Annotated in this window: 28 protein-coding genes, 1 tRNA gene and 1 other RNA gene; 19 read left to right on the top strand and 11 right to left on the bottom strand. The window is 69.5% G+C overall.

Annotated elements, in window-relative coordinates:
• Nucleotides 1-111 precede the first annotated feature (111 nt).
• From ACFQ91_RS07405 to ACFQ91_RS07370, 8 genes are all read left to right on the top strand, one after another.
• A complete protein-coding gene (locus ACFQ91_RS07405) occupies nucleotides 112-801 on the top strand; it encodes a DUF1707 domain-containing protein (protein ID WP_198500653.1) in 690 nt (229 codons plus the stop codon).
• On the top strand, nucleotides 801-995 hold the full coding sequence (locus ACFQ91_RS07400) for a hypothetical protein (protein ID WP_198500652.1): 195 nt from the start codon (nucleotides 801-803) through the stop codon (nucleotides 993-995). The genes ACFQ91_RS07405 and ACFQ91_RS07400 overlap by 1 nt, the downstream gene beginning before the upstream one ends.
• Nucleotides 996-1,078: 83 nt before the next feature.
• On the top strand, nucleotides 1,079-2,119 hold the full coding sequence (locus ACFQ91_RS07395; RefSeq protein WP_198500651.1) for a GNAT family N-acetyltransferase: 1,041 nt from the start codon (nucleotides 1,079-1,081) through the stop codon (nucleotides 2,117-2,119).
• A 43-nt stretch (nucleotides 2,120-2,162) separates the two neighbouring features.
• Nucleotides 2,163-2,786, top strand: a complete 624-nt coding sequence (locus ACFQ91_RS07390; RefSeq protein WP_232623846.1) for a DUF4178 domain-containing protein — start codon at nucleotides 2,163-2,165, stop codon at nucleotides 2,784-2,786.
• A complete protein-coding gene (locus ACFQ91_RS07385) occupies nucleotides 2,786-3,406 on the top strand; it encodes a DUF2617 family protein (RefSeq protein WP_198500650.1) in 621 nt (206 codons plus the stop codon). The genes ACFQ91_RS07390 and ACFQ91_RS07385 overlap by 1 nt, the downstream gene beginning before the upstream one ends.
• Entirely contained in the window at nucleotides 3,406-3,951 is a 546-nt protein-coding gene (locus tag ACFQ91_RS07380) for a hypothetical protein (RefSeq protein ID WP_198500649.1), read from the top strand. Before ACFQ91_RS07385 ends, ACFQ91_RS07380 begins: the two co-directional genes overlap by 1 nt.
• Nucleotides 3,952-4,069: 118 nt before the next feature.
• A complete protein-coding gene (locus ACFQ91_RS07375; protein WP_198500648.1) occupies nucleotides 4,070-4,498 on the top strand; it encodes a DUF350 domain-containing protein in 429 nt (142 codons plus the stop codon).
• Nucleotides 4,499-4,556: 58 nt separating this feature from the next.
• Nucleotides 4,557-6,179, top strand: coding sequence for a polyamine aminopropyltransferase (locus tag ACFQ91_RS07370; protein WP_198500647.1), 1,623 nt, complete (start codon nucleotides 4,557-4,559; stop codon nucleotides 6,177-6,179).
• A 99-nt stretch (nucleotides 6,180-6,278) separates the two neighbouring features.
• Here the strand turns inward: ACFQ91_RS07370 and ACFQ91_RS07365 are convergent, their stop codons facing one another.
• The 3 genes from ACFQ91_RS07365 to ACFQ91_RS07355 form a co-directional block, all read right to left on the bottom strand.
• Entirely contained in the window at nucleotides 6,279-6,683 is a 405-nt protein-coding gene (locus tag ACFQ91_RS07365; protein ID WP_376871777.1) for a hypothetical protein, read from the bottom strand.
• Between the two features lie 321 nt (nucleotides 6,684-7,004).
• Nucleotides 7,005-7,583, bottom strand: coding sequence for a TIGR03085 family metal-binding protein (locus ACFQ91_RS07360; RefSeq protein ID WP_140955476.1), 579 nt, complete (start codon nucleotides 7,581-7,583; stop codon nucleotides 7,005-7,007).
• Between the two features lie 20 nt (nucleotides 7,584-7,603).
• A complete protein-coding gene (locus ACFQ91_RS07355; protein WP_232623845.1) occupies nucleotides 7,604-8,518 on the bottom strand; it encodes a Sir2 family NAD-dependent protein deacetylase in 915 nt (304 codons plus the stop codon).
• Between the two features lie 42 nt (nucleotides 8,519-8,560).
• Between ACFQ91_RS07355 and ACFQ91_RS07350 the strand changes: the two genes are divergently transcribed.
• The 3 genes from ACFQ91_RS07350 (at nucleotide 8,561) to ACFQ91_RS07340 (ending at nucleotide 9,962) form a co-directional block, all read left to right on the top strand.
• The gene (locus tag ACFQ91_RS07350; protein WP_198500645.1) at nucleotides 8,561-9,010 is read left to right on the top strand and encodes a flavodoxin family protein; all 450 of its coding nucleotides are present in this window, start codon (nucleotides 8,561-8,563) and stop codon (nucleotides 9,008-9,010) included.
• A gap of 131 nt (nucleotides 9,011-9,141) precedes the next feature.
• A complete protein-coding gene (locus ACFQ91_RS07345; protein ID WP_198500644.1) occupies nucleotides 9,142-9,561 on the top strand; it encodes a hypothetical protein in 420 nt (139 codons plus the stop codon).
• Nucleotides 9,562-9,590: 29 nt separating this feature from the next.
• Nucleotides 9,591-9,962, top strand: coding sequence for a transcriptional regulator (locus ACFQ91_RS07340; RefSeq protein WP_198500643.1), 372 nt, complete (start codon nucleotides 9,591-9,593; stop codon nucleotides 9,960-9,962).
• Between the two features lie 61 nt (nucleotides 9,963-10,023).
• Here ACFQ91_RS07340 and ACFQ91_RS07335 read toward each other — a convergent pair whose 3' ends face one another.
• Nucleotides 10,024-10,698 (bottom strand): DNA alkylation repair protein, encoded by a 675-nt coding sequence (locus tag ACFQ91_RS07335; protein ID WP_140955552.1) that lies wholly within the window; start codon nucleotides 10,696-10,698, stop codon nucleotides 10,024-10,026.
• Between the two features lie 135 nt (nucleotides 10,699-10,833).
• The gene (locus tag ACFQ91_RS07330) at nucleotides 10,834-11,232 is read right to left on the bottom strand and encodes a YciI family protein (protein ID WP_198500642.1); all 399 of its coding nucleotides are present in this window, start codon (nucleotides 11,230-11,232) and stop codon (nucleotides 10,834-10,836) included.
• A gap of 189 nt (nucleotides 11,233-11,421) precedes the next feature.
• Between ACFQ91_RS07330 and ACFQ91_RS07325 the strand changes: the two genes are divergently transcribed.
• Complete coding sequence (locus tag ACFQ91_RS07325) at nucleotides 11,422-12,381, top strand: NADP-dependent oxidoreductase (RefSeq protein ID WP_198500641.1); 960 nt, start codon at nucleotides 11,422-11,424, stop codon at nucleotides 12,379-12,381.
• On the opposite strand, the gene ACFQ91_RS07320 is transcribed toward ACFQ91_RS07325, so the two are convergent.
• Nucleotides 12,371-13,057 carry a hypothetical protein gene (locus ACFQ91_RS07320; protein WP_198500640.1) on the bottom strand — a complete coding sequence of 229 codons (687 nt, stop codon included), beginning with the start codon at nucleotides 13,055-13,057 and terminating at the stop codon, nucleotides 12,371-12,373. The two genes, ACFQ91_RS07325 and ACFQ91_RS07320, sit on opposite strands and share 11 nt — an antisense overlap.
• Before the next feature lie 28 nt (nucleotides 13,058-13,085).
• On the opposite strand from ACFQ91_RS07320, the gene ACFQ91_RS07315 reads away from it, so the two are divergent.
• The 3 genes from ACFQ91_RS07315 to ACFQ91_RS07305 all read left to right on the top strand — a co-directional run bounded on the left by ACFQ91_RS07315 (nucleotide 13,086) and on the right by ACFQ91_RS07305 (nucleotide 16,160).
• Nucleotides 13,086-13,676: a TetR/AcrR family transcriptional regulator gene (locus tag ACFQ91_RS07315; RefSeq protein WP_198500639.1), complete on the top strand. Its 591-nt coding sequence runs from the start codon at nucleotides 13,086-13,088 to the stop codon at nucleotides 13,674-13,676.
• A 230-nt stretch (nucleotides 13,677-13,906) separates the two neighbouring features.
• Nucleotides 13,907-14,440, top strand: a complete 534-nt coding sequence (locus tag ACFQ91_RS07310; protein ID WP_198500638.1) for a type 1 glutamine amidotransferase domain-containing protein — start codon at nucleotides 13,907-13,909, stop codon at nucleotides 14,438-14,440.
• Between the two features lie 130 nt (nucleotides 14,441-14,570).
• Complete coding sequence (locus ACFQ91_RS07305; protein ID WP_211978048.1) at nucleotides 14,571-16,160, top strand: SpoIID/LytB domain-containing protein; 1,590 nt, start codon at nucleotides 14,571-14,573, stop codon at nucleotides 16,158-16,160.
• Nucleotides 16,161-16,566: 406 nt separating this feature from the next.
• Here ACFQ91_RS07305 and ACFQ91_RS07300 read toward each other — a convergent pair.
• Both ACFQ91_RS07300 and ACFQ91_RS07295 read right to left on the bottom strand, forming a co-directional pair.
• A tRNA-Ser gene (locus tag ACFQ91_RS07300) sits at nucleotides 16,567-16,654 on the bottom strand.
• A 61-nt stretch (nucleotides 16,655-16,715) separates the two neighbouring features.
• Complete coding sequence (locus tag ACFQ91_RS07295) at nucleotides 16,716-17,645, bottom strand: helix-turn-helix transcriptional regulator (RefSeq protein ID WP_198500637.1); 930 nt, start codon at nucleotides 17,643-17,645, stop codon at nucleotides 16,716-16,718.
• A 101-nt stretch (nucleotides 17,646-17,746) separates the two neighbouring features.
• Between ACFQ91_RS07295 and ACFQ91_RS07290 the strand changes: the two genes are divergently transcribed.
• The gene (locus tag ACFQ91_RS07290) at nucleotides 17,747-19,264 is read left to right on the top strand and encodes an MFS transporter (RefSeq protein ID WP_198500636.1); all 1,518 of its coding nucleotides are present in this window, start codon (nucleotides 17,747-17,749) and stop codon (nucleotides 19,262-19,264) included.
• A 110-nt stretch (nucleotides 19,265-19,374) separates the two neighbouring features.
• Here ACFQ91_RS07290 and ACFQ91_RS07285 read toward each other — a convergent pair whose 3' ends face one another.
• The 3 genes from ACFQ91_RS07285 to ACFQ91_RS07275 are packed head-to-tail and all read right to left on the bottom strand — an operon-like array spanning nucleotide 19,375 to nucleotide 22,450.
• Complete coding sequence (locus ACFQ91_RS07285) at nucleotides 19,375-20,574, bottom strand: ABC transporter permease (protein WP_198500635.1); 1,200 nt, start codon at nucleotides 20,572-20,574, stop codon at nucleotides 19,375-19,377.
• The gene (locus ACFQ91_RS07280) at nucleotides 20,571-21,335 is read right to left on the bottom strand and encodes an ABC transporter ATP-binding protein (protein ID WP_198500634.1); all 765 of its coding nucleotides are present in this window, start codon (nucleotides 21,333-21,335) and stop codon (nucleotides 20,571-20,573) included. Before ACFQ91_RS07280 ends, ACFQ91_RS07285 begins: the two co-directional genes overlap by 4 nt.
• 44 nt (nucleotides 21,336-21,379) lie before the next feature.
• Nucleotides 21,380-22,450 (bottom strand): efflux RND transporter periplasmic adaptor subunit, encoded by a 1,071-nt coding sequence (locus ACFQ91_RS07275; RefSeq protein ID WP_198500633.1) that lies wholly within the window; start codon nucleotides 22,448-22,450, stop codon nucleotides 21,380-21,382.
• A gap of 281 nt (nucleotides 22,451-22,731) precedes the next feature.
• On the opposite strand from ACFQ91_RS07275, the gene ACFQ91_RS07270 reads away from it, so the two are divergent.
• From ACFQ91_RS07270 to ffs, 3 genes are all read left to right on the top strand, one after another.
• Complete coding sequence (locus ACFQ91_RS07270; RefSeq protein ID WP_198500632.1) at nucleotides 22,732-23,157, top strand: YciI family protein; 426 nt, start codon at nucleotides 22,732-22,734, stop codon at nucleotides 23,155-23,157.
• Nucleotides 23,157-24,470: an RNA polymerase sigma factor gene (locus tag ACFQ91_RS07265; protein ID WP_198500631.1), complete on the top strand. Its 1,314-nt coding sequence runs from the start codon at nucleotides 23,157-23,159 to the stop codon at nucleotides 24,468-24,470. The genes ACFQ91_RS07270 and ACFQ91_RS07265 overlap by 1 nt, the downstream gene beginning before the upstream one ends.
• A gap of 55 nt (nucleotides 24,471-24,525) precedes the next feature.
• An RNA gene (gene ffs / locus ACFQ91_RS07260) (signal recognition particle sRNA small type) lies at nucleotides 24,526-24,621 on the top strand.
• Nucleotides 24,622-24,712: the final 91 nt, after the last annotated feature.

The raw sequence follows: 24,712 nt of genomic DNA, 5'->3' as shown, positions 1-24,712 counted from the left end.
AGGACACGGTCATCGTCGCCAACCAGTCCGTCGACCGGTCCCTCGCCCCGGTCCCCGTTGTGAACCGGTCCCCGTTGTGACCCTGGCCCCATGTCGGGCACGATAGTGCGTATGACCGACGCCGTCTCTCCGCCCGAGGACTCCGATCCCGCCCGCACCTTCCGGATCGGGCACAAGGAGCGCGACGAGGCGATCGAGATGCTGCGCGAAGCCGCCGGGGACGGCCGGATCACCGTCGAGGAGCTCGACGAGAGGATGGAGCTCGTCCAGCGCGCGAAGTTCCCCATCGACCTCGATGAGGTCCTCTCCGATCTCACGACTCAGCTGCCCTCGGAGCGCTACCGTCCCCGCACCGAGGTGGCCCGCCGAACCCCGCCCTCCGCACCGGCCCGCCGGCTCCCGCCCCATCAGCAGACCCGCGGCTGGGATCCGTCCGATCCGCTCGTCGTCAAGGCGACGTGGGAGTCCGAGCACCGCCGAGGCCGCTGGCAGGTCCCGCCCTACATCCGGGCCGAACCGTCGATGTCGAACATCGAGCTCAACTTCCTCGAGGCCGACACGACGCTGGCGACGATCGACATCGAGGTCGTCGCCGGGATGGGCTCGCTCATCGTCGTCGTCCCCGAGGACTGGGCCGTCAACGTCGAGGATCTCTCGAAGTCGTGGGGTTCGGTCAAGACCCTCGTCGACGCGGTGCCCACCGGACGCGCCCCGACCATCGTCGTCGGCGGGTCGATCGGGATGGGCAGCTTCCGCGCCCGGTACGCGAACTTCTTCGACCGCCGGCGATTGGCCAAGTGATGCCTCCGGGACTCGGCGCCATCATCTTCCTCACGATCGCCATCGTCATCGTCTTCAGCGTGGGCTTCTTCCTCGTCCACCGGGTGATGACGAAGCCGGGCACGCACATCGGCTCCCGCCTGCCCAAGGACGGCCACGACGGCGAGCAGCGTCCCGGAAAGGGCCCCACGCACCCAGGCCCGAAGGACCGCTGACACGGCAAGGGCATTTGCCCGAACACCCCACCTGACCGGGGATAACCCTTGCAATGGCACGCGTCACATGATGCACTCATTGCATGGCTGAGCTCATCGTGACCCGCCTCGACGCCGACGACGCCGACGGTCTCAGGCAGTGGCTGACGATCATGCGCGAGGGCTACACGGACGATCGAACCGCCGTGTGGTGGCAGAGCGAGGAGTCGATGCTCGTCCAGTTCGCCCACCCCCGCCACGACAGGACCGACATCGCCCTGCTCGCCCGCCTCGGCGACGAGGCGATCGGCGGGGCGGAGATCACCCTCGTCTCCGACTCCCCCGCCCTCGTCGAACTCGCCGTCCTCCCCGCCCACCGCCGGCAGGGCCACGGCACGACGATCGCCGAGGCGGTCGATGGGATCCTCCGCGACTCCGCGGCGACGATCGTCCAGACGGAGACCTATTCGCCTGCCGGCATCGCCTTCGCCGAATCCCGCGGCATGCACGTCGGCAACGCCGAGCAGCGTCTGCTCCTCGACCTGCCCGCCTATCTCGACGCCGACGCCAACCGCTACAAGTCCCGAGCCGCTCCGGCCCCCGACGTCGGTCCCGCCGATCCCACCGAGGTCCACCCCGACCCCGACTGGTCGATCGTCTCGTGGATCGGCATGTGCCCCGAGGAGCTCGTCGAGGCGTGGGCGACCCTGCGCAAGCAGATGGACGAGGACGTCCCCCTCGGCGCTCTCACCCGCACCGACCACCACGCCGACGTCGCCGCGATCCGCAGCCATGAGGAGCGGATGGACGAACAGGGCTGGGTCCTCGTCAGCTCGATGGCGGAGATGACCGGGGACGAGCCGCTGGCCGTCGGGTACACGGAGATCATGGTCTCCCGGCACGCCCCGGAGATCGCCGTCCAGGAGGACACCCTCGTCGACCGCGCGTACCGCGGCCGCGGCATCGGGCGGGCGCTGAAGATCGCGAACCTGCGCCAGCTCCACGACCTCCCGGAGGCCGCCGCGGTCCGCTGGCTGCAGACGTACACGGCCACGGACAATGAGGCGATGCTCGCGCTCAACGCAGAGCTCGGCTTCGTCGTCGCCGACACGATGACCGCTCTCGAAAGCCCGGTTGTCGATTAGACTGACTCTGACCGCACCGGCTATCGAAGCGAAGCAGGCTACCGTGTCCTCCTCCAACGTCATCATCATGATCGTCGTCTTCATCATCGTCGTCATCGTCACGATCCTCATCGTGCGGTCGCGGGCGAAGAAGGCGCAGAGGGAGCGCGAGGCGCGGAACTCTGCCCCGAGCACCCCGCGCGACCCCTTCGCCGCCGACCAGAACACCGGCGGCGACCCCGCCCAGATCAAGGCCGGCGACCTCCTCGAGTTCGGCAATGAGAAGTACTTCGTGCGCGGCACCCTGCGGATCTCCGAGGGCGGCTACGACTGGGCTGAGCACTTCTTCCAGTCCGACGACTCCGCGACCCGCCTGTGGCTGACCGTCGAGCACGACCCCGACCTCCAGGTCTCGCGCTGGCGCGACCGACCCGACCTCGACATCGAACCGACGTCGAAGTCGATCACGATCGACGGCACCGACTACAGCCTCGTCGAACACGGCACCGCCACCTACCGCTCCGAGGGCACGACGGGGCTCAACGAGAAGGGCGGCCTCGACTACGTCGACTACGAGTCCCCCGACGGGAAGCTGCTGGCGTTCGAGCGCTTCGACCACGGCCGCTGGGAGGTCAGCACCGGCGAACCCGTCCCCGTCGGCTCCTTCACGATCTACTCGAGCAGCTGATGAGCCTGACCGCCCCTCACGTCACCGTCGACGTCCCCTTCGCCGACACGAGCGCCGACGACCTCCGGTTCTCCCTGGACCGTCCGCGGATCGCGCCGCTGGCCAGTGAGATCGTCGACCTTCAGCCGGCGGGCGTCACCGGTGCGGGGCTGCGGCTCGAGCTCCACGTCATCGGCTCCTCGCATCAGGTCATCCTCGCCACCGCGGCCCGTGACCTCCTCATCGAAACCTTCGCGTGCCCGCCGGCCGAGGTGCCGGCTCAAGCACCGACCACCGTCACGGCCCTGCCGAGCTGGGATGCCCCGGTGCGGACCCGTGGTGCGTGGGCCGGGTTGACCCGCCATGAGTTCCGGTGCACCCGCACGGCGCATCCGGCGGAGTTCCGCACGTCCGTCGCCGAGGTGCACGATCGTGTCCGCGCCCATGACCGTCACGTCATCGCCCGGTTCCCCGGTGACCGCGATGCGCTCACCGCACTCGCGCTCACGACCGCCGGCCAGGGCCACCTCGCGTGGGAGACGTGGCACGTCTACCCGCAGCACGCGGAGATCGTCCGCACGACGACCGCGCTCACGGGCGCACCGGAGCCGGCGACCGCCTCGGCGAGGGGTGGGCGGTGATGTCGAACAATCCGAACATCTCCACCGGCGGCGGCTCCTTCGACTTCGACGCCGAGCACAACCGCGGCAACCGGTTCGGAGGCGGGCCCTTCGACAACGGCCCCGGCGGACGGGGCGGCGGACCAGGTGGCAACGGCCCCGTCGGCAACGGTCCCTTCGGCAATGGCCCCGGTGGACGGGGCGGCGGAAGCTCGGGTGGGGGCTCGGGGAGGAAGCCGCGCCGCTTCGGCTGCGGCGCCGTCATCGGACTCGTCGTCGTCCTCCTCCTCGTCGCGATGATGTTCCAGAGCTGCGGGAGCAGTTCGGGCGGCGCGAACTGCGGGGACTACGACCTCGTCGACAACCAGTACGTGGAGAACCCCGGCCAGGGCGACTACGTGAAGAACGGCGACAACTACGACTACGTCGGATGCGACGCCTCCCGCTCCGGCGGCGGAGGATTCTTCTTCTTCCCGTTCTTCTTCGGCGGCGGCTCGGGCGGAACCGGGTCGAACTACGGGGACGGCTCGAACTTCCGCGGCGGCGGACCGGGGTCGGGCAAATGAGCGGCACGACCCAGAGGAGCGGCACGACCCCGAGGCGCCGCCCCGGCCGGTCGAACCACCTCGGCCAGATGACCAGACAGCGACCGAACCAGCGACGACAGCACCAGGAAAGGCAGCCATGATCCTCGACATGCTCCTCTACGAGACCGGGGTCGTCCTCGCGTATGCCGCGAGCGGAATCCTCCTCATGTTCATCGGCTACTTCGTCGTCGACCTCCTCACCCCGGGCAAGCTCCACGTCGTGCTCTGGGAGCAGAAGTCGCCGAACGCCGCCGTCCTCGTCGCCTCCGACCTCCTCGGTGTCGCGATCATCGTCATCGCCGCGATCCGCGCGAGCGCCGACGACCTCGGCGCCGGCATCGTCACGACGCTGCTCTTCGGCATCATCGGCATCATCCTCATGGCCGCGAGCTTCCTCCTCATCGACGCCCTCACCCCGGGCAAGCGCGGTGAGATCGTCAACGCGACCACGCTCCACCCCGAGGTGTGGGTCAACGCCTCGGCGCACATCGGCATCGCCGGCATCATGGCCGCCGCACTCCTGTGACCCCTGCCCCACCGTCTGCCCGGCCCGGCACGGGCGCTGCCCGCAGGATGCGACCGCATTGAGCACGACCGCACCGGCACCGCTGACGCTCCCGCTGCAACCGGGTCCTGCCCGCTTCTTCGTCCTTCTCGCCGTCTTCATCTGCGCGAGCTGCGGGATGGTCTACGAGCTCGCGCTCGTCGCGCTCGGGTCCTACCTCCTCGGCGACACGATCGTCCAGGCCTCGATCGTGCTCGCCGTCATGGTCTTCGCGATGGGCATTGGGTCGCTCGCGACGAAGCGCCTCACCCGCTTCGCCGCCGTCGCGTTCGCCCTCATCGAAGCCGCCCTCGGCATCATCGGCGGCCTCTCCGTCATCCTCCTCTACCTCGCCTTCGCCTTCGCCGACGTCTACACGGTGGCGATGGTCGGGCTCGCGTTCCTCATCGGAGCGCTCATCGGCGCGGAGATCCCCCTGCTCATGGAGCTCGTCCAGCGCATCCGGGCGCAGCGGGCCTCGAGCGCCGTCGCCGATCTCTTCGCCGCCGACTACGTCGGGGGCCTCGTCGGCGGACTCGCCTTCCCGTTCGTCCTCCTCCCCCTCTTCGGGCTGACGAAGGGGGCGCTCGCGGTCGGCATCACCAACACCGTCGTCGGCATCCTCATCGTCCTCTGGCTCTTCCGCGCCGAGGTGGCCCGCCGCACCCGGGTCCTGCTCGCCGGCCTCCTCGTCCTCATCGTCGGCGGCCTCACCGTCGTGTGGGTCTTCACCGACGACATCGAGGTGACGACGCGGCAGCGCCTCTACCGCGACCCCATCGTCGTCTCCGAGCGCACCGACTACCAGGAGATCGTCGTCACCGAGTCCCTGCGCACCGGTGACACCCGCCTCTATCTCAACGGGGACCTGCAGTTCGCCTCGGTCGACGAGTACCGGTACCACGAGTCCCTCGTCCATCCGCTGATGAACGGGCCCCGCGGCAATGTCCTCGTCCTCGGCGGCGGCGACGGGCTCGCCGTGCGGGAGATCCTCAAGTACCCCGACGTCGAAACCGTCACCCTCGTCGACCTCGATCCCCGCGTCGTCGACCTCGCCCGCACCTCGCCCCACTTCACGGCCTCGAATGAGAACTCGCTCGACGATCCGCGGGTGACGACGGTCGCCGCCGATGCGTTCACGTGGCTGCGGGAGACCGAGCACCCGGCCTACGACGCCGTCATCGCCGATCTGCCCGACCCCGATGACGTCGCCACCTCGAAGCTCTACAGCGTCGAGTTCTACGGGCTCATCAGGCAGGTCATGGCCCCCGGGGCCCGTCTCGTCGTCCAGGCGGGCTCCCCGTACTTCGCCCCGGAGGCGTACTGGGGAATCGGGCAGGCCGTCACCGAGGCGGGACTGGCGACGACGCCGTACCACGTCGATGTCCCGAGCTTCGGCGACTGGGGCTACTTCCTCGCCGCGGCTCCCGGGGATGCCGGCAGCAGCGGCACTCCGGCGGGGACCGACGGCGGCACCGGTCCGATCGTCGCCCTGGCGCCGGATGCGCCGACGGATCTGAGGTTCGTCACCCCCGAGGTGCTCAGCGCCTCGACGACGTTCCCGCCCGACCGCGACCGTGCGTCGGTGAGGAACGTCGAAGCCTCGACCCTCCTCCACCCGAAGGTCCTCGACCAGGAGCGCGGAGCCTGGGTCGGGTACTGAGTGCAAGGTCGGGTGCTGAGCACGGCAGAGGGCCCGCGCGCGGTCGGGGTGACCGGGCGCGGGCCCTCTGCTGCGGTCGCGGCTAGGACATCATCGCGGCTACGACATCATCGCGGCGAGCACGCTGAGCGAGACGCCGAGGAAGCCGCCGACGACGGCGATGCCGATGAAGACGAGGCCGAGGATGAAGCCCCACTTGCCGAACTCGTTGTCGCCGAAGCCCGCCTCCTTCGAGGCGCGACGGGCCATGTACCCGGTGACGATGCCGATGGCCGGGCCGATGAAGTTGAAGCCGATGAACGTCGACAGGGTCGCGACGAGCGAGATGATGCCGAGCACTTTGCCCGGATCCTCTGCCGCTCGCTGGGCCGGGTAGAGCCGATCAGCGTAGGGCTCATCGGGATAGGGCTGATCGGCATGCGGCTGGGCGTAGGGCCCCTGGGCGTACGACCGGGGTGCGTCGGGCCGCTGCGGGTAGGCCGACTGCCGGTCGGGATCGGTCACGTCCGGCCGGGCTCCCAGCTGGCCTGTTCCGGTCGGGTCGAATCGATTGTCGGGTTGGGGTGCGACCGGTGTGCTCATCGCGGTGCCTCTCTCGTGTGGTCCGAACTCCAGGCTGATGGCTTCAGCCTAGGAACCGGACCGGTGAGGGGAAAGGGACCTATCCGTCGACCTCGGCGGGGGTTTTCCCCCGGTCGCATCCGACAGGCTCATCGGGCGGGCGCCCGGCCTCTCCTCTGCGCGCGCCCGACACCTCCTCGGCGGGCGCCCGGCACCACCTCGGCGGGCGGTCAACACCGGCATTTCGCCCCGCCTCGGCGGGTCTCAGCGCACGTCGACGAGGGCGTGGTCGGTGCGGCCGAGGAGCCAGAGGAGGACCTCGACGGGTTCGCCGGTCACGGTCGTCGTCTCTCCGCGGCCGGCGGCGTGGGTGCCGAAGCCGGGACTGACGATGACGGTGCGGCCCTTCGCCTTCGCCGCGTAGGGCAGGAGCGCGAACCGGGCTTGGGCCCACACGGTCGCGTTGTCCTTCCGGGAGAGGCGGCGGGGGAACCATTCGAGTTCGGCACGGCGGATGTCCTCATGGTGGACGAGGTATTCGGTCGTGTTCATCACCGAGCCGACGCCGGGCCACGCTCCCGGGGTCCACTTCGGTGGGGCGGCGACGAGGCCGAGCAGCTCGGAGTACGGCATCGACGCGTAGTCGCGCTCCTTGTCCTCGAGCCTGCCCTCGAACGCGGGGACCATGATCCCCATGGCCGCGACGGGTTCGCGTTCGCGGATGACGAGGTGGGTGGCGAGGTCCCTGGTCGTCCACCCCTCACAGAGGGTGGGCGCGTCCTCACCGGCGGCGCGGGCAGCGGCAACGAGGCGCAGTCGTTCTGCGCGAGCAAGACTGGTCATGGTGGCAGTCTGTCATTGCCTCATTGGATTTCTCTGGACGCCCACTCTCTGACGAAGTCGGTGACCCGGGAGATCGACCGGTAATCGGCAAGGTCATCTCCCCTGGTGGGGCCGTCGGTGACGATGACGACCGGCTTGCCCTCCTTCGCCGCCGACCGCACGAAGCGCAGCCCCGAGAGCACCGCGAGCGACGATCCGAGAACAAGGAGACCCGCCGCCGAATCAGAGATCCGATTCGCCTCGGCAACGCGATCGGGCGGGACGGCGTCGCCGAAGTAGACGACATCGGGCTTGAGGAGTCCGCCGCAGATCGGACAGTCGAGGACCCGGAAGTGCGCGGTCTCCTCGAGGTCGACGTCGCCGTCGGGTGCGGTCTCGACGTCGATCGGATCGATGCCGGTGAGCGCGATGAAATCGCGGTTGAGGGCGGTGAGCTCGTCCTGCACCCAGTCGCGGTCGAAGGTGTGGCCGGTCTTCAGACACACGACTCGGTCGAGGCTGCCGTGGAGGTCGATGACGGGACTCCGGCTGCCGACCTCCCGCGCCGCGGTCTGGTGGAGCCCGTCGACGTTCTGAGTGATGATGCCGGCGACCGGCAGACGGGCGAGCGCGAGGTGACCGGGGTTGGGATCCGCCCACTCCATCCGCGGCCAGCCCACCCAGGACCGCGCCCAGTACCGAGCACGCTGCTCGGGCGAGGAGAGGAAGTTCTGGATCGTCATCGGCCGGCGGGGCGCGGCATCGGGGCCGCGGTAATCCGGGATTCCCGAATCCGTGCTCATCCCCGCCCCGGTGAGCACCGCCCAGTCGCTCGGGTCGTACCCCGTGGTGAGGACGTCGATGATCTCGGAGTCGGTATGGCTGGCCACCGGACGGGTGCGCCCGCGCAGCGGATCGACGATGACTGCCATGGTCTCCTCGGTCTCCTTGCTCATTCTCTCTCCCCAGTCCCCATCGACTGCGTCTATCGTGGCCGTATGGTCAGCGTACTGCTCGTTCATCACTCACCGTCACCATCGACGCAGAGAATCGCCGAGGCGGCCGAGGCCGGACTGCGCCTGCCCGAGCTCGGCGACATCGACGTCACCGTCAGACCCGCCCTCGAGGCCACCGTCGACGACGTGCTCGCCGCCGACGCCTACGTGCTCGGGACGACAGCGAACTTCGGCTACATCTCCGGGGCGCTCAAGCACTTCTTCGACACCACGTACGACGCGGTGCGCGAGCCCACGGCTGGTCGGCCGTTCTCCTACTGGATACACGGCGGCTATGACACGACCGGCGCGGAGACCGCGATGACGCAGATCACGACCGGGCTGGGATGGTCGCTCGTCTTCGATCCGCTCGTCCTCACCGGCGCGGTCGACGAGGAGCATCTCGAGACCGCGACGGAGCTCGCCGCGACGGTGGCCGCCTCGACGCTCTGAGATTGCTCCGAGAAACTACTTTCCAATATAGAAAGTAGTTGGTAGGGTGAAATCACTTCCACCGGAAGTCAACGGTCATCTCGTTGGATCGGCCGCCTCGGCGGATCCGCAATCGCATCGAAGGAGCAGCCATGACCACGCCCACCCCGCAGCAAGCCACCGACCTCCTCGCCCAGATCGATTCGACGCAGAAGCAGGCCCGCAGCACCGATGCGTGGCCGCTCGTCCTCTTCCTCCTCGTCATCAGCGCCGCGGCCTCGATCGGGCTCGTCGGAATGGCGCTCATCGACGATTCGACGACCCAGCTCACCCTCCTCGGGGCGAGCGCCGCGTGGCTCGCCGCCGCGCTCGTCGTCTACCTCGTCTCCGCCCTGAGCTGGAGCCGCCGGTCGACGCTCCTGCTGCTGACCTGGCTGCCGGTCATCGTCCTCGCCTTCATCGCCGGGGTGATCGCCGACAGCCTCACCGCGGGATCGTGGGTGACGGTCGCCGCCGCCGGAGTCGTCTGGGTCGCAGGCATCCTCGGTGCTCTCATCGGACTGCGCCGGTGAGGCGCGCAGAGACGAATGAGGAGACCACGATGACCCCCTCCACCGCCCCCACCGACGGCACGGGAGCCGATTCGGAGTCCGCGCCCGAGGAGACGATCCCCCACCTCGGCGAGACCCTCTCCCGGATCGATCCGGACCTCGGGAACCCGACCCGGCTCGGACTCGTCGCCAGCCTGAAGAACCGCGATCGCGCGGAGTTCAAGCTGCTGCGCGATTCGCTCGGAGTCTCGGATTCCGTGCTCTCCCGACACATCACGGCACTGGAGAAGGCCGGTCTCGTCGAGGTCGCGAAGGGCTACGTCGGCAAACGGCCGCGGACCTGGGTCTCGATCACGAAGGACGGCGCCGCCCGCCTCGACGGTCACGTCGAGGCGCTGCGCGAACTCGCCAGCGGACGCTGAGGCCGCGCCGGTCAGACGCTGGTCGTCCGGTCGCCGGTCCGCCCGATCGTCGCGCCGGCCGTCACTTCCCCTCGGCGCGGCGGCGGACGATCTCCGTGATCCAGATCGGGGCGAACGGCGAGGTGCAGTTCGGCGGCGTCGGATAGTCCTTGAGCACCTCGAGGCGCTCGCCGATCTCGAGCGCACGGTCCCTGAGCTCGGGGTTCTCGATGCCGATCGACGCCAGCGTCTCGTTCATCGCCCACTGCAGGCGTTCGGGTGCCTCCTTCATCTCGGCGTCGATGACGTCGAGGAGGCCTGGCAGATCGAGGCCCTCGGGATCCTTCGCCACCCTCTCCGAGGTCAGAGCCCATCCGGCCGAGGCGACAACCGGATCGGGGTCGGCCATCCACGTCGTCCGCAGCGCCTCGGCGTGCTTCGACTTCTTGACGATGTAGTTGACGAGCCACCCGTGGACCTTCGGCACCCGCGACTCCCGGAGCATCGCGTCGAGCTCGGCCGCGTCCCAGCTGCGCGGACGCATGATGAGGATCGCGACGAGGCGGGCGGCGGTGTCCCCGGTCGCCCACAGCTGCCGGGCGAGGTCGTCGTTCTTCTTCAGCTCCTTCGCGATGCCGCGCAGCTTCGTGAGGTTGACCCCGTGGTCGTCGCCGTGCCGTTCATTGACCGCACGAGCCTTGGGGTCCTCGAGCTCGGCGAGCTCCGCCCTGACACCAGCCACCGTCGCCTCGACCATGCTCGTCCCCTCGCTGTCGTTCCCATTGCCGCGCACCCTCATTCTGCCCCACATCGCGTGTTCGCCGCGCGTCGTCGCACCGTCACTCCGCGTCGTCGCACCGGCGTCGCACCGTCAGCGCGCGTCGTCAAACCGTCAGTGCGCGTCGTCGCCGAGGTAGGGCCGGACCTCGAGCCATTCGTTGATCGGGGCACCCTGGAAGCCGGGGGCCGCGGAGAGTTCGGCGGCGAGCGCGAGCGCGCGATCCCAGTCGGCGACGTCGATGATCATCCACCCGGCGACGAGGTCCTTCGAATCGGGGAACGGCGACCTGACCTCCGGGGAGAGGTCCGGCCCCGACGCCCGGACGAAGGCGCCGTCCGGCGACAGCGCCGCCGAGTCGACGAATTCGCCGGACTCGCGCAGCCGATCGGCGAAATCGTTCATGTACTGGACGTGCGCGTCGACCTCAGCGGGCGTCCACTGGTCCATGGGCACGAAGTCGATGTACTCCGGCGTCCCCCGGTAGTGCTTGAAGATCTGGTACTTGGCCATCGCTGGCTCCTCCTCCGATCACGGGAGCGCCGGACCACCTCGGCGAGCCCGATCTGCCCCTTCCCACCTCCCAGGGTAGGCCCGCGTCCCGGGAATGCGACCCGCGTGTGCGTCGTTGATGACAGTGCAGGGCTCAGCCTGCGCCACGGTCCCGACCGCGAGCGATTCCCACCATTTGAGGAGTGCAGCATGACCAAGCGCGTCCAGTACGACAATCACGGCACGACCGACGAACTCGAGGTCGTCGACGTCGAGTCCCCCACGGTCGGCCCGGGACAGGTGAGCGTCCAGGTCCGCTTCGCCGGCCTCAACCCGGTCGACCTCGCGATCCTCTCGGGAAGCTTCGGGTCCGGCAGCGGCACTCGCGGCCTCGGCATGGACTTCTCCGGTGTCGTCGCCGAGGTGGGCGACGGCGTCGAGGACTTCTCCCCCGGCGACCTCGTCTTCGGCGGCGTCCCCAACCAGTCGGAGGCCGACTACGTCCTCGTCAAGGATCCCGCCAAGCATCTCAACAAGATCCCCAAGGGACTGGGCACCGATGTCGCCGGCGGCCTCAACGTCGCCGGGAGCACCGCGGTCGCCGGCATCCGCGCGATCGCCCCGCAGGCCGGCGAGACGATCTTCGTCTCCGGCGCCTCGGGCGGGGTCGGCATCATCGCCGCCCAGCTCGCCCTCGGCCTCGGCGCCCGTGTCATCGGCACGACGAGCCCCGGCAACGTCCAGCTGCTCGACGGACTCGGCATCGACGCCGTCGAATACGGTCCCGAGCTCGAGGAGCGTCTGCGCGAAGCCGCCCCGGACGGCATCCAGGCCGCGTATTCGACGCGCGGCGAGGATGAGATCGAGATGCTCCTCGGCCTCGGCGTTCCCGCCGCGCGGATCAACTCGATCGCCGCCGGCCCGCAGGTCGCCGATAAGTACGGCGTCCACACCGACGGCCAGGCGAAGGCCCGCCGCGACGACCTCCCCTGGCTGGCGATGGCGATCGCCTACGGCCACGTCGTCGTGCCCATCGGCGGGGTGTTCGACCTCGACGACGTCCGCGCCGCCTACGGGTTCCTCACCGGCGGCCACCCCGTCGGGAAGGTGCTGCTGCGGATGGAGCCGAAGCCCTTCACCGCAGAGCAGACGGACTACCTCACACAGTGACGGCCGACCCCGGGGTCCGGTCCGCAGACACGCGCGCGGACCGGGCCCCGAGGCGTCTGCGCCCGTAGCCGATAAGCGCGACAGCGATCGCGACGGGCCAGACGAAGAACGGGATGTAGCAGGCCAGCAGGACGGCCCGCTCCCCCGCACTCATCCCCACATCGGGCGTCCAGCCGGGGACGACCCCGGTCCAGGCGAGGACGAACTTCACGAGCACGGACCCGATAAGCCCGAGCAGGACCACGGTGCCGATGCCGCCGACGATGAGCGGCACCAGGGGTGGGATCGTCCTCCCGCCGAGGCGGGGCACCCACCGCGGAACGACCTCGCCCCACGGCCGGATGAGTCCGAAGCCCGCCACGGCGACGAGCAGCGTGAGCACCTCGAGGCCGAGGACGTAGACGACGCCGCCAGCGGAGAACCGCACCTCGTCCGCGAGGCCGAATCCCACATCGAGACCGGCGAGCAGCGCGATCCGCCAAGCCACGCTCGGCAGCGGGAGCACGAGCGCGCCCCAGCCGGCGATGAGCGCCCAGCGGGGGATCTCTCGGTTCTGCGGCTCTCGGTTCCGTGGCTCTCGGCTCTGCGGCTCCCGGTTGCCTGACCGCCTGCCTTCTGGCTCCCCGTCCTCCGCCTCCCGCCTCGCCGGTTTTAAATCCTTCGTTCTAAAACTCATGCTCTAAAACTAGCTATGATCGGGTGCCATGGCAAGACCTGCGCGCTTCTCCGATGACGACATCCTCGACGGAGCCGCTCATGCGCTCTCCGTCAGCGGCCCCCGGGCGACGATCGCCGACGTCGCCCGGAGCATCGGCGGCCCGACGGGATCGATCTATCACCGCTTCCCCTCCCGTGACGATGTCTTCGCCCGCCTCTGGCTGCGTTCGATCGGCCGCTTCCACGTCGGCCTCCTCGCCGCGTACGACCTCGACGATCCGCACGAGGCCGTACGGGCCGCGGCGCGCCACATCCCGGCGTTCTGCCGCGCTCACCCCGAGGAGGCGCGTTCGATGCTCCTCTTCCGTCAGTCGGCACTCGCCGCCGAGGGCCCGCTCGGCGTCCGCGACGACGCCGCGCACATCAACGACGACATCGACGCGGCGATGGACGGCCTCCTCGCCCGGCGCTTCGGCGACCCGACGCCCCACCGGCGCGAACTCCTCTCGATGGGAACGCGCCTGGCCCCCTACGGCATCGTCCGCCCCTTCATCGGCACGGCGATCCCCGACTGGGTCGACGACGCTGTCGCCGCCTCCGCTGAGGCGATCGTCCGCCTCGGCGATCCCCCGCCCTGACCGGGACCCCGCGGATCTCGCGCCCCCGCCCCGACCGGCGCGGTCCCCACGCTCTGACCAGGACGCCGCGGATCATCTGCCCTGACCCGCCGGCCGATGTTCGGAATGTTCTCCCAGGGTCAGGCTGTTGAATGGAGACAACCCGAGTTGCGTCAAAGCGCAGCCTTCGGGTCGACCGGCATCGCGCCGGCCCGTGTCCGACAGCAGTGCACCAGAGAAGGAGAGCCACCATGGCCGTATCCGACAAGAAGATCGCATTCCTGCTCACCAACGGCGTCGAACAAGTCGAGCTGACGAGTCCGCGGACGGCACTCGATGAGGCGGGCGCGACGACCGTGATCATCTCGCCCTCGGAGAACACCCTGCAGGCGATGGAGAACGATTGGGACCACGGCGACACGTTCACCGTCGACGTGCCCGTCGCCGAGGCGAACGCCGACGACTACGACGCGCTCGTCCTGCCCGGCGGCACGATCAACGCCGACACCCTGCGCACCGATGAGGACGCCGTCGCACTCGTCAAGGCGTTCTTCGCCGCCGACAAGCCGGTGGCCGCGATCTGCCATGCCCCGTGGATCCTCGCGCAGGCCGACCTCGCGAAGGACCGGAAGCTCACGTCGTTCGAGTCGACGAAGGTCGATCTGGAGAACGCGGGAGCCGACTGGAGCGATTCCGAGGTCGTCGTCGACGGCAACCTCATCACCTCCCGCAACCCCGGCGATCTCGACGCGTTCAACGCCGCGATCGCCGATGCCCTCAAGTGAACCGGCTGGCGGATTGAGCTGAGCCAGCCGCCTCGGCGCGCGAACTCCCCGGGACCGCGGTTCCGGGGAGTTCGTCTGCGTTTCACCTCGGTGTGTCCGTGGACGCGCCACCTGCGCATATGATCATCACATGCGTGCTTCCTCCACCGGGCGTATGCCGTCCGGCGTCCTCTCCTGTCTGCTCACCGTTCTCCTCGTCGCCGTCTCCGGCGCGCTCACCGTCACCGTGCCCGCGCCGGCCGCGGCGGCCTATCCCACCGGCGGCGGCATCGGTGCGATGCACCGCTCGCTCGGCGGGGACACCGGACGGCTGGGCCCGGCGGTCAGCCCCGAGCGGTGCACGCTCAGGGACGGCGGGTGCTACCAGACGTTCAGGGCGGGCACGATCCATTGGACGAAGGCGACCGGGGCCCACGCGACGTGGGGTGCGATCCGCACGGCGTGGCAGAAGTCGGGCTGGGAGAACGGGCCGCTCGGGTACCCGACGAGCAACGAGTACAGGGCGGGTTCGGTGACCCGGCAGGACTTCGAGAACGGGCGCATCACGTGGACGAGCGCCGCCGGGGCGAAGATCGAGCTGACCACGGCGCCGTCGTCGTTCACCCTCAAGGGCTCCGGGTTCGGCCACGGGGTCGGGATGAGCCAGTACGGGGCCCGCGGGATGGCCGCCGCCGGCAAGAGCGCGACGCAGATCCTCGAGCACTACTACAACCCGGCGACGGTCACGCAGACCTCGGCGAACGCGAACTCCGACATCACCGTCCAGCTGCTCGCCGGGGAGAAGTCGGTGACGCTCACCCCGTCCGCGGGCCGCCTGCGGGTCAAGGTCGGGCGCACGACGGTCGAGTCGGGCTCGGCGATCACCGTCGAGCGGACGTCGTCGGGCAGAGTCAGGGCGAAGGTCGGGGGTCAGTCCTACGAGGGTTCGTGGATGACCGTCGAGTGGCAGAACACGCGCTACTGGTCGGGGTCGCAGGCGACGACGGTCGCGGTCAGCCGCGCCCAGTCGGGGTCGACGGGGACCTATCGGCACGGGAAGATCGAGATCCGGCAGCTGAAGAACGCGCTCAACGTCCTCGGCGTCATGCGGACGAACTCCGAGTACCTGCCGGGCATCGCCGAGGTCCCCGCGTCCTGGCAGTCGCCTGCGCTCGAGGCGCAGGCGATCGCCGCGCGGACGTATGCCTACCGCAATCTGGGGCCGCTCAAGGCCGACTGCGCGTGCAACGTCTACGACGAGGTCACCTCGCAGCACTTCAAGGGCTGGGCGCACGAGAACGCTCGCGAAAGCGGTCCTTGGCGCAGGGCCGTCCAGGCCACGCAGTCGGGATCGGGGGCGAACGTGAGGAACGCGAAGGTCGTCATGTACAAGGGTGCACTCATCGACGCCGTGTACTCCTCGTCCTCGGCGGGGGTGACGAACTCCGCCGCCGAGGTGTGGGGCAGCGATGTCCCCTACCTGCAGTCCCGTGACGATGCGGCGTCGAAGTCGAAAGCCGCCGGGAACCCGAATGCCGCGTGGACGGTGACGCCCTCGCAGGCGGCGATGGCGAAGGCATTCGGCCTGCCCGACGTCGCGACGGTGACGCTGACCCGGACGAAGGCGGGGCTCGTCACCTCGGCGAAGGCGACCTCGACGAAGGGGGCGACCGCGACCCGCTCCGGCGCCGAGCTGCGCAGTGCGCTCAAGCTGAAGTCCGCATCGTTCACCATGGGGTGAGCGGCGGGGTTCAGCACTGCCGGCGCTTGGCGTCCGGCGGAGACCGCTCCGGAGCGCCCACGCTCCCGAGCGGCTGAGCTTCGCGAGCTGCGGCGCGCGCAGGGACGGCCCGGCCGGCGGCTACCGGCTACCGGCTACCGGCTACCGGCTACCGGCTACCGGCTACCGAGCGAACGCTAGTGTGCACGCCACCCTGCGGGCCAAAAGTGAAAATGCAGGCGACTAGTCGTGGGGCAATTTTACTTTTGCCCGACATCTGCCCCGTGTCGCGCCTGCGCCGTGCCGATCGCAGCGTGTCGCCGCACCGACGCCGTGTGCCTCTGCAACGATGCCCCGTGTCGCGCGGGCACCCCGGCACGCAGAAGCCCCTCACCCGAATCTTCCCAGGTGAGGGGCTTGCGCTTGCTGGCGGAGGATAGGGGATTCGAACCCCTGAGGGCGTTAACCCAACCCGCGTTCCAGGCGAGCGCCATAGGCCACTAGGCGAATCCTCCGCGGATCAGCTTATCGGAGTCGTGACCGCAATGCGAAATCGCAGAGGCCCAGTGTGAACCATCACACGACCCGCAGGTGAACAGGCCGATCGCCCCCATCAGCCGCGGTTGCGAGCGCCCGTTCATGCTCGGCGACGACCTCGGCGCGCTTCTTCTCGATGCTGCCGTCCCTGATCCACCCGTGCAGCGTCTCCAGCCGCGCCCGGGTCACGGAGTCGACCGGCAGATACACCGACAGCGTCAGCCGCTGGTTCTCCTGCGCGATGAGCGTGGCCATCGTGAGGTTGAGGGTGCCGACGTAGGGGTTCTCGACGACCTTCGTCCGGCCCGGCGTCCGCCCGACATTGCCCGAATCCCACAGCGCTCGGAAGTCGGGGTACCGGCTCAGCCGCTCGAGCAGGGGACCCCACTCGGGGTCCTCGAGCGACTCGGCGTACGCCGCCCTCATCTTCGCGACGAGCAGCCGTTTGTGCTCGTCGATCGGCTGGAAGATCGAGGCCCACTCGGGGTTTTCGTACGCCTGGATGACGCAGTTGCGGTCGGCGGGGGCCACCTCGGCGAGATCGGTCGTGAGATACCGTTCGACCTCGTTGTACGCGCGGATCGTGTACGTCGGATCGGTGACCATCGCCGGCAGCGGCAGCACCTCGTCGAGCATCATCCGCAGCTGCTCGCCGACCTCCGAATCGCCGGGATTCGTCGCCCGATCCGGGTATCCGCCGAGGAGGAAGAGATGCGCGCGCTCCTCACGGTCGAGCAGCAGCGCCTCGGCGATCGCCTCGAGCACCGACTCGGAGGGGTGGACCTCCCTCCCCTGCTCGAGCCACGTGTACCAACTCGTGCCGATGTTCGCGAGCACCGCGACCTCTTCGCGCCGCAGACCCGGCACCCGCCGCCTCGTCCCCTTCGCCAGCCCGACATCGCAGGGCCGCACCCGATCGCGCCGCGACCGCAGGAACCGCCCCAGCTCACTTGTCCTCTCCTGTGCCATGCCCTCATTCTCCGCCCACTCCCCCGCCCGCATCCAGGTGGCGCGACCACCACCATGACCACGCCCTCCCACCTTGGTCACCGCGACCGAACAATGGGAGCATGAGAATCTCTCCCGGTGCCGCCACGGCAGAATCGAGTGCTCCCGTCCACAACGACAACCCCGCCGAGGCGACCGCCCCGACCGCATCGTCGACGCAGCCGCCATCGCGCCCCCAACCGACCGCGACCTCGGAGTCCGAGGCGACTCTGTGGCCGCTGCACGTCGGCGCGTTCCTCGCGACCTACATGTTCTCCGTCTCGAACATCGCGATCCCCGCCGTCAAGGCCGACCTCGGCGCCGGTGACTCCGCCTCCGCCCTCGTCGTCGGCCTGTTCTCCGCATCGTTCGCCGCGGGGCTCATCCTCAGCGGCCGCATCGGCGACCGCTTCGGCCGGCGTCGCCTCTTCACGATCGGCACCGCCGCCCTCGTCATCGTCTCCCTCGCCGTGGGTCTCGCTCCGACGACCGGTGCTCTCCTCGTCGCCCGCACCGGGCAGGGTCTGGCCGCGGCCTTGATGATGCCGCAGATCCTCGCAAGCATCCAGCACGCCCTCGCAGGTGCGGCGCGGCTGCGGGCGATCAGCCTCTTCGGGGCATTCTCAGGGGTCGGCACCGTCAGCGGTCAGGTCATCGGCGGCGGCCTCATCTCCCTCTTCGGTGCGGCGTGGGGCTGGCGCGCGGCATTCCTCAGCTGCGCCGTCGTCGCCCTCGCCGCGTTCCTCGGCTCTCTGAGGCTCACCGAGTCCCGGACTCCTCATCCGGTGCCGCTCGACCTCCGCGGCGCGGGACTGCTCGGCATCGGCATGCTCTGCCTCGTCATCGGCCTCGCCCTGGGACCGGTGACCGGCTGGCTGCCGCTGCCCGTGATCCTCCTCGTCACGGCCGTCCTCGCCCTCGGCGCCTTCGTCGCCTGGCAGGCCCGCGCCGAGGCGACCGACCGCCATCCGCTCATCCCTCCGCAGGTCGTGCGCATGCCGGCGGCATGGGTCGGCATGGTCATGTCGTTCGTCTTCTTCGGCGGGTTCGGCACCTTCATGTACAACTTCGCGCAGACGAGCCAGACCGGTCACCACGACCCCGCCTACATCTCCGGGCTCACCCTGGGCCTCTTCGCCGCGGCCTTCCTCCTCACCTCGCTCGCCGTCCCCCGCGTCGTCCGGCGGCTCACCGGCCCGGGCACGATGCTGCTCGGCACGCTGCTCCAGGTCATCGGCCTGCTCGGGGTGGCCTGGGCAGCCGCGGCCGCCGGCGAGGCCTTCAATCTGTGGATCCAGCTCCCCTCGATCTTCCTCGGCGTCGGTCAGGCGCTGCAGTTCGGTCCGCTCGTCGGCACGGTCGTCAGCGCCGTGCCCGACCGGGTGGCGGGCCTGAGCGGCGGACTCATCGCGACGATGCAGCAGGCGGGCATCGCCGTGGGTGTCGCCCTCCTCGGTGCGCTCTTCCACGCGGTGGCGGCCGGCTTCGGCTTCGACACGGCTTTCGCCGTCGCGAGCCTCGCCCAGATCGGAATGAGCGTGATCTTCGGCATCGGCGCCCTCGTCCTGCTCCGTGAAGCGAGGCGGACGATCACAGCCTGAGCGCACCGGCTCGAAACCGCCGCGAGCCCGGACCGATCGTCTCGGTCCGGGCTCGCAGCAGTCACCGGGCGTATGGCTCCCGTCGCCCGGCGGTTGGCTCCCGCCGCGCGCTACGCCCTGATGGCGTCGATGATGCGCACCCGCATCGCCACGAGCGCGGGGACGAGTCCGGCGAGCGCCCCGATCCCGATCGACACGAGCATGCCGACGACGACTGCGGAGAACGGCACCTGCGGGGTGACCATGCCGTCGAAGAGCACCTGCCCGACGATCGGGGCCTTGAGCACGAGGACGGCGATGAGCACGCCGATCGCGCCGGCCACGGTCGTCGCGACGACGCTCTCCATCATCACGGAGAAGAAGATCCGCCGGCTCGTCGCGCCGAAGGAGCGGCGGATGCCGATCTCCCTGATCCGCTGCTGGATCGTCACCATCGAGATGTTGATGAGCCCGAGCATGCCCATGAAGAGGATGAGGATGCTGATGGCGAGCAGGACGTTCTGCACGGGGCCGAGCGCGCCGGCGGCATCCTCGGCGAAATCGCTGCGATAGCTGTCGATGGTGTACCCGGGGAGCTGCCGCTTGAGGTCGGAGGTGACCTGCTTGCTCAGCTGCTGCGCGACGTCCGGGGGCAGCCACATCTCGAACTCGGTGGGACGGGAGACCGTCGGTCCGAACTTCTCCGCCTGCGCGCTCAGCGCGTAGAAGGTGCCCATCTCCGCATAGCTCGGGCTGGCGACCGACCCGATGACGGTGGCCACTCCCGCCTGATGCCCGGGCAGGTCGACGGTCGCAGGAAGCGCACCGGCGTCGAGGCCGTACTGGTCGAGGAACACCTGATCGGCGACGATCGCCGGGGCCATGTTCTCGGCGTCGGCTGCGGTGAACCATCGTCCGTGCTCGACCCGCACCCTGTGCATGACCTCGTAGTCGGCATCGACGATGGTCAGCGTCGCGTCGATGCTGCCCGTCGGGCTCTGCAGCCGCAGGTCCGACTGCCCGGTCGCCGACACGTAGTCGATGTCGAACCGGCTCTGGGTCTTTTCGATCGCGTCGGAGATCTTCTCCGCGTCTGCCGAACTCGTCTCGCCGCTGGGGCTGATCACCGAGAACATGTACGTCGAATCACGACCGCCAGAGCGCTCGAAGTCGTCGACGAGTCCCTTCTGCATCATGTTGCCGAAGCCGACGACGAGGGTGAGGCCGCAGACGGCGACCCCGACGCCGATGAGCGACATGAGGACCCGGACCTTGTGGACGCGCAGCTCCTGCCAGGCCTCGACGATCGAGGCGAGGAATGCTGAGATCATCGGGCACCTCCTGCCGCCGGCGCGCCGGAGAGCGCCTGCGCCGTCGCGTCGTTGCGGATCGCCTGGAGTTCGCCCCGGTGGAGGGCGTAGCGGCGGGAGGCCATGTTCGCGATGCTGAGGTCGTGGGTGATCGTGATGAGCGCGGCACCCGACTCGCGGGTGATGCCGTCGAGGAGGCCCATGACGGTCCTGCCGGTCTCGACGTCGAGGGCGCCGGTCGGCTCATCGGCGAGGACGAGCTTGGGCCGGCGCACGAGGGCGCGGGCGATCGCAACCCGCTGCTGCTCGCCGCCGGAGAGCCGGTTCGGCTTCGCATCGATCCGGTCGCCGAGACCGAGCCGCTCGAGCATCTCGGAAGCGATCCTCCGCCGGTTCCGGAATTCGCTGCCGGTGCCGTACATGAGCGGCGCCTCGACGTTCTCGACGGCGGTGCGGCCGGGCAGAAGGTTGAACTGCTGGAAGACGAAGCCGATGTCCCGGCCTCTCATCTTCGCCGCGCGATTGCGGGGAATCGACTGCACCGGCTCCCCGTTGAAGTCCATCTCCCCTGCCGTCGGCAGGTCGAGGAGGCCGAGGATGTTGAGCAGCGTCGATTTGCCGGTGCCCGAACGCCCGACGATGCCGATGTGCTCACCCGGCCGGACGTCGAGGTTGATGTCGGAGAGGATCGTCAGCAGCGTGCCCTCACCGATGGGCACGGTGCGCGCGACGTGGCGCAGCGAGAGCAGGGGCGCCGAGGCGGCCGTGGACTCCTCTGTCATTGGTGCGGTTCCGGGCGGGGCGGGGATGTCTGGCGTCGCCCCCATCAGAAGTCGAACTCTTCGCCGCCGGACATGTCGTCCTCGTCCTCGGGTTCGGCGCCGGGAACGAACTCCTCGATCTCCTCACCCTCCTCGAGACCGGACTTGACCTCGACCATCGCGCCGTCGTTGAGACCGAGCTCGACCGGACGCTCCTCCTGGCTGCCGTCCTCGCCGACGACCCAGACCGTGCCGGAGTCGGTGACTCCGCGCACCGCGGTGACGGGGACGACGAGGACGTCGTCGGCACTGCCCGCCTCGACGGTCATCGTCAGGGCGAGTCCGTTGTAGACCGTCTGCTTGTCCGGGATGCCGCAGATGAGCTTCGGCCCGTCTCCGGAACCGGCGGCTCCTGCCCCGCCGTCCTCGGGCATGGTGCCGTCCTCGGCACCGGCGTCCTCGGGCTTCGGGGCGCTCTTGACCGAGGACCCCTGGTCGAGGCGCAGGGCCGTGCAGTCGAAGGGTTCGGGCCCGTCGGTGATGGCGATCGATGCGGTCTCCGGGAGCTTCGGCACCCGGTAGAGGTCGACGGCGGGGATGTCGGCCTGGGCGGTGAAGGAGTCCTTGAGCAGCTGCGTGACCTCGGTGTCGGCGGTCACGGTGTCGTTCTTCTCGACCGCGAAGTCGCCGACGGTGCCGTCGTCGGGAGCGACGACCGTGTGATAGCTCGGCTTGGGCGCCGGGGCCGCGGGAGCCTCCTGCCCGTCGCCTGCGCCGTCGGCAGCGTCACCGGCGGCCGCCTCGGCGGGCTGACCTTCGCTTCTCACCTGGAACAGCTGGGCGCCCTTGAGCACCTCGTCGCCGGGTTTGACGAAGAAGTGGTTGACGGTGCCCTCACGTCCGGCCTTGACCGCGGTCGGCTTGTCGACGGCGATGGAGCCCTTGAGCTCGAGGGTGTTGGCGATCGATCCGCGTTCGGCGAAGACCGAGGAGCCGACCGGCTCACCCGTCGCCGAGGCGGCGTCGAAGCCGTCCTCGGGCGCCGGTTTGAAGGCGATCCAGGCGAGGATCGCGGCGATGACGACGAGGACGAAGAGGAAGGCGCTGGGCAGGATGACGCGGCGGAAGATCTGCATGGTTCCTTAGACGGCGGGGATCGGGGACGGGGATCGACGGGAGGGACACTCCACCCTACGCAGAGGTCACACCATCTGCAGTTGCGGCGGGGTCACGAGGTGATAACACTGTGGTCTCGGCCGGTGACGTCGCCCACACGCGCAGAGGAGACACCTCGCCGGAAAAGTTTCTCGAAGTTTTCCTCGCCACCCTGTCGATCCGCTCTAGGCTTGTTCGACGTAGTGCATGAGAGGGTCTCGACCGGGACTCTCCGAGGTTCATCTGACTGCTAGGAGTCATCATGAAGTACATGCTCATCATGCGGGCCGTCGACCAGGCCGCCGTCGACGCCTTCGAACAGGCCGATTTCAACGAGGTCATCGCCGCCATGGGACGGTACAACGAATCGATGATCGAGGCCGGTGTCCTCGCCGACGGCGCCGGGCTCACCGACGCCTCGGAGGGCGCGGTCGTCGACTTCAGCGAGGACGATCCCGTCGTCACCGACGGGCCCTACGGGGAGCTGCGTGAGCTCTTCAACGGATTCTGGATGGTCGAGGTCTCCTCGCAGGAGGAGGCCGTCGAATGGGCCAAGCGCGCACCGTTGAGCGCCGGCTCCCAGATCGAGGTCCGCCGCGTCACCGGGCCCGATGACTTCCCTCAGGACAACGAATGGGTGCAGAAGGAACAGGAGTGGATCGCCGAGGGCCGGCTCGCCGGGAACTGATGTCCCCACCGGAGACCGCGGCGCCGACTGCCGGCGGTACCGACCGCGACCACCGGAGCACCGCCGAGGCGGCGGCTCGGGTGGTCGCGGCGACGTGGCGGATCGAGGCGGCGAAGATCATCGCGTCCCTGACCCGCCATGTCGGCGATTTCGGGTTCGCCGAGGATCTCGCGCAGGAGGCCGTGGCCGAGGCGCTGAGTGCGTGGCCGGAGGCGGGGATCCCCGCGAACCCCGCCGGCTGGCTGATGACCGTGGCCAAACGCCGGGCGATCGACACGTGGCGGCGGCAGGAGCGCTTCGCCGAGCGGATCGCCGCCCTCGGAGAGGATCTCGAGGACGAGCAGGAGACGACGGCGACCGCCCTGCCGTGGGATCCCGATGCCATCGACGACGACGTGCTGCGCCTCATCTTCATCTCGTGCCATCCCGTGCTCTCCCGGGAGGCGCAGCTCGCGCTCACCCTCCGGGTCGTCGGCGGGCTGACGAGCGAGGAGATCGCCCGGGCGTTCCTCCTTCCCGTTCCGACGATCCAGCAGCGCATCGTCCGCGCGAAGAAGGCGCTGGCCGCCGCCGAGGTCCCCTTCGAGCTGCCGCCGGCGAACGCCTGGCCGGGCCGGATCACCGGGGTGCTCGCCGTCCTCTATCTCATGTTCTCCGAGGGCCACGTGGCGACCTCGGGTCCGGACTGGATGAAGCCGGAGCTGTCGCTCGATGCCCTGCGACTGACCCGCATCACCGCGGGTCTCCTGCCGCGGGAGGCCGAGGTCCACGGACTCGTCGCCCTCATGGCGCTGACGGCCGCGCGCTTCCCCGCCCGGCTCGGCCCCGACCGCGAACCCGTCCTTCTGGCCGACCAGGACCGCACGCGCTGGGATCGGTCGCTCATCCGCCTCGGCGAGGCCTCGCTGACGACGGCGCTGACCCTGCGCGAGACCCGCGGAACGTACACGCTGCAGGCGGAGATCGCCGCCGTCCATGCGCGAGCGCGGACGCTCGCGGACACGGACTGGGAGCGCATCGCCGCCCTCTACGGCGACCTCGAACTGGCCGCCCCGTCGGCGATCACGACGCTCAACCGGGCGATCGCCCTCGCTGAGGCCCACGGCCCCGAGGCGGGGCTCGAGTACATCGCCGACCGGGGCGTGACCGCGGCGCTGCCGAGGTTCCATCATGTGCCGAGCGTGCGCGGTGAGCTCCTCGCCCGGGCCGGACGGAGCGCCGAGGCGGTGGCCGAGTTCGAGCGGGCGGCCGCGCTGGCGACGAACGACCGGGAGCGGGAGGTGCTGCTGGCGAAGGCGCGCCGGCTGCAGTGATCGACCTCGCACGCGCTCATTTTGTCCGCAGCCCGCGACCTCGCCTAGACTGGTCGGTGGCTCCCCGTGCGGCGTCATCTTGTGAACTCCCCCAGGGCCGGAAGGCAGCAAGGGTAAGCGAGCTCTGGCGGGTGCACGGGGAGTCCTTCGATTCCCCTCCACATCACGATTCCACAACTCCCTGACGCACCGATTCCCCAGGTGAGAGGCGTTAAGCGGAATTCCACGCGGGCTTTGTCACG

The sequence above is a fragment of the Brevibacterium sp. NPDC056726 genome (genome assembly GCF_042790515.1).
GTDB lineage: Bacteria > Actinomycetota > Actinomycetes > Actinomycetales > Brevibacteriaceae > Brevibacterium > Brevibacterium sanguinis.
This window is presented reverse-complemented; position numbering and strand designations above follow the sequence as displayed.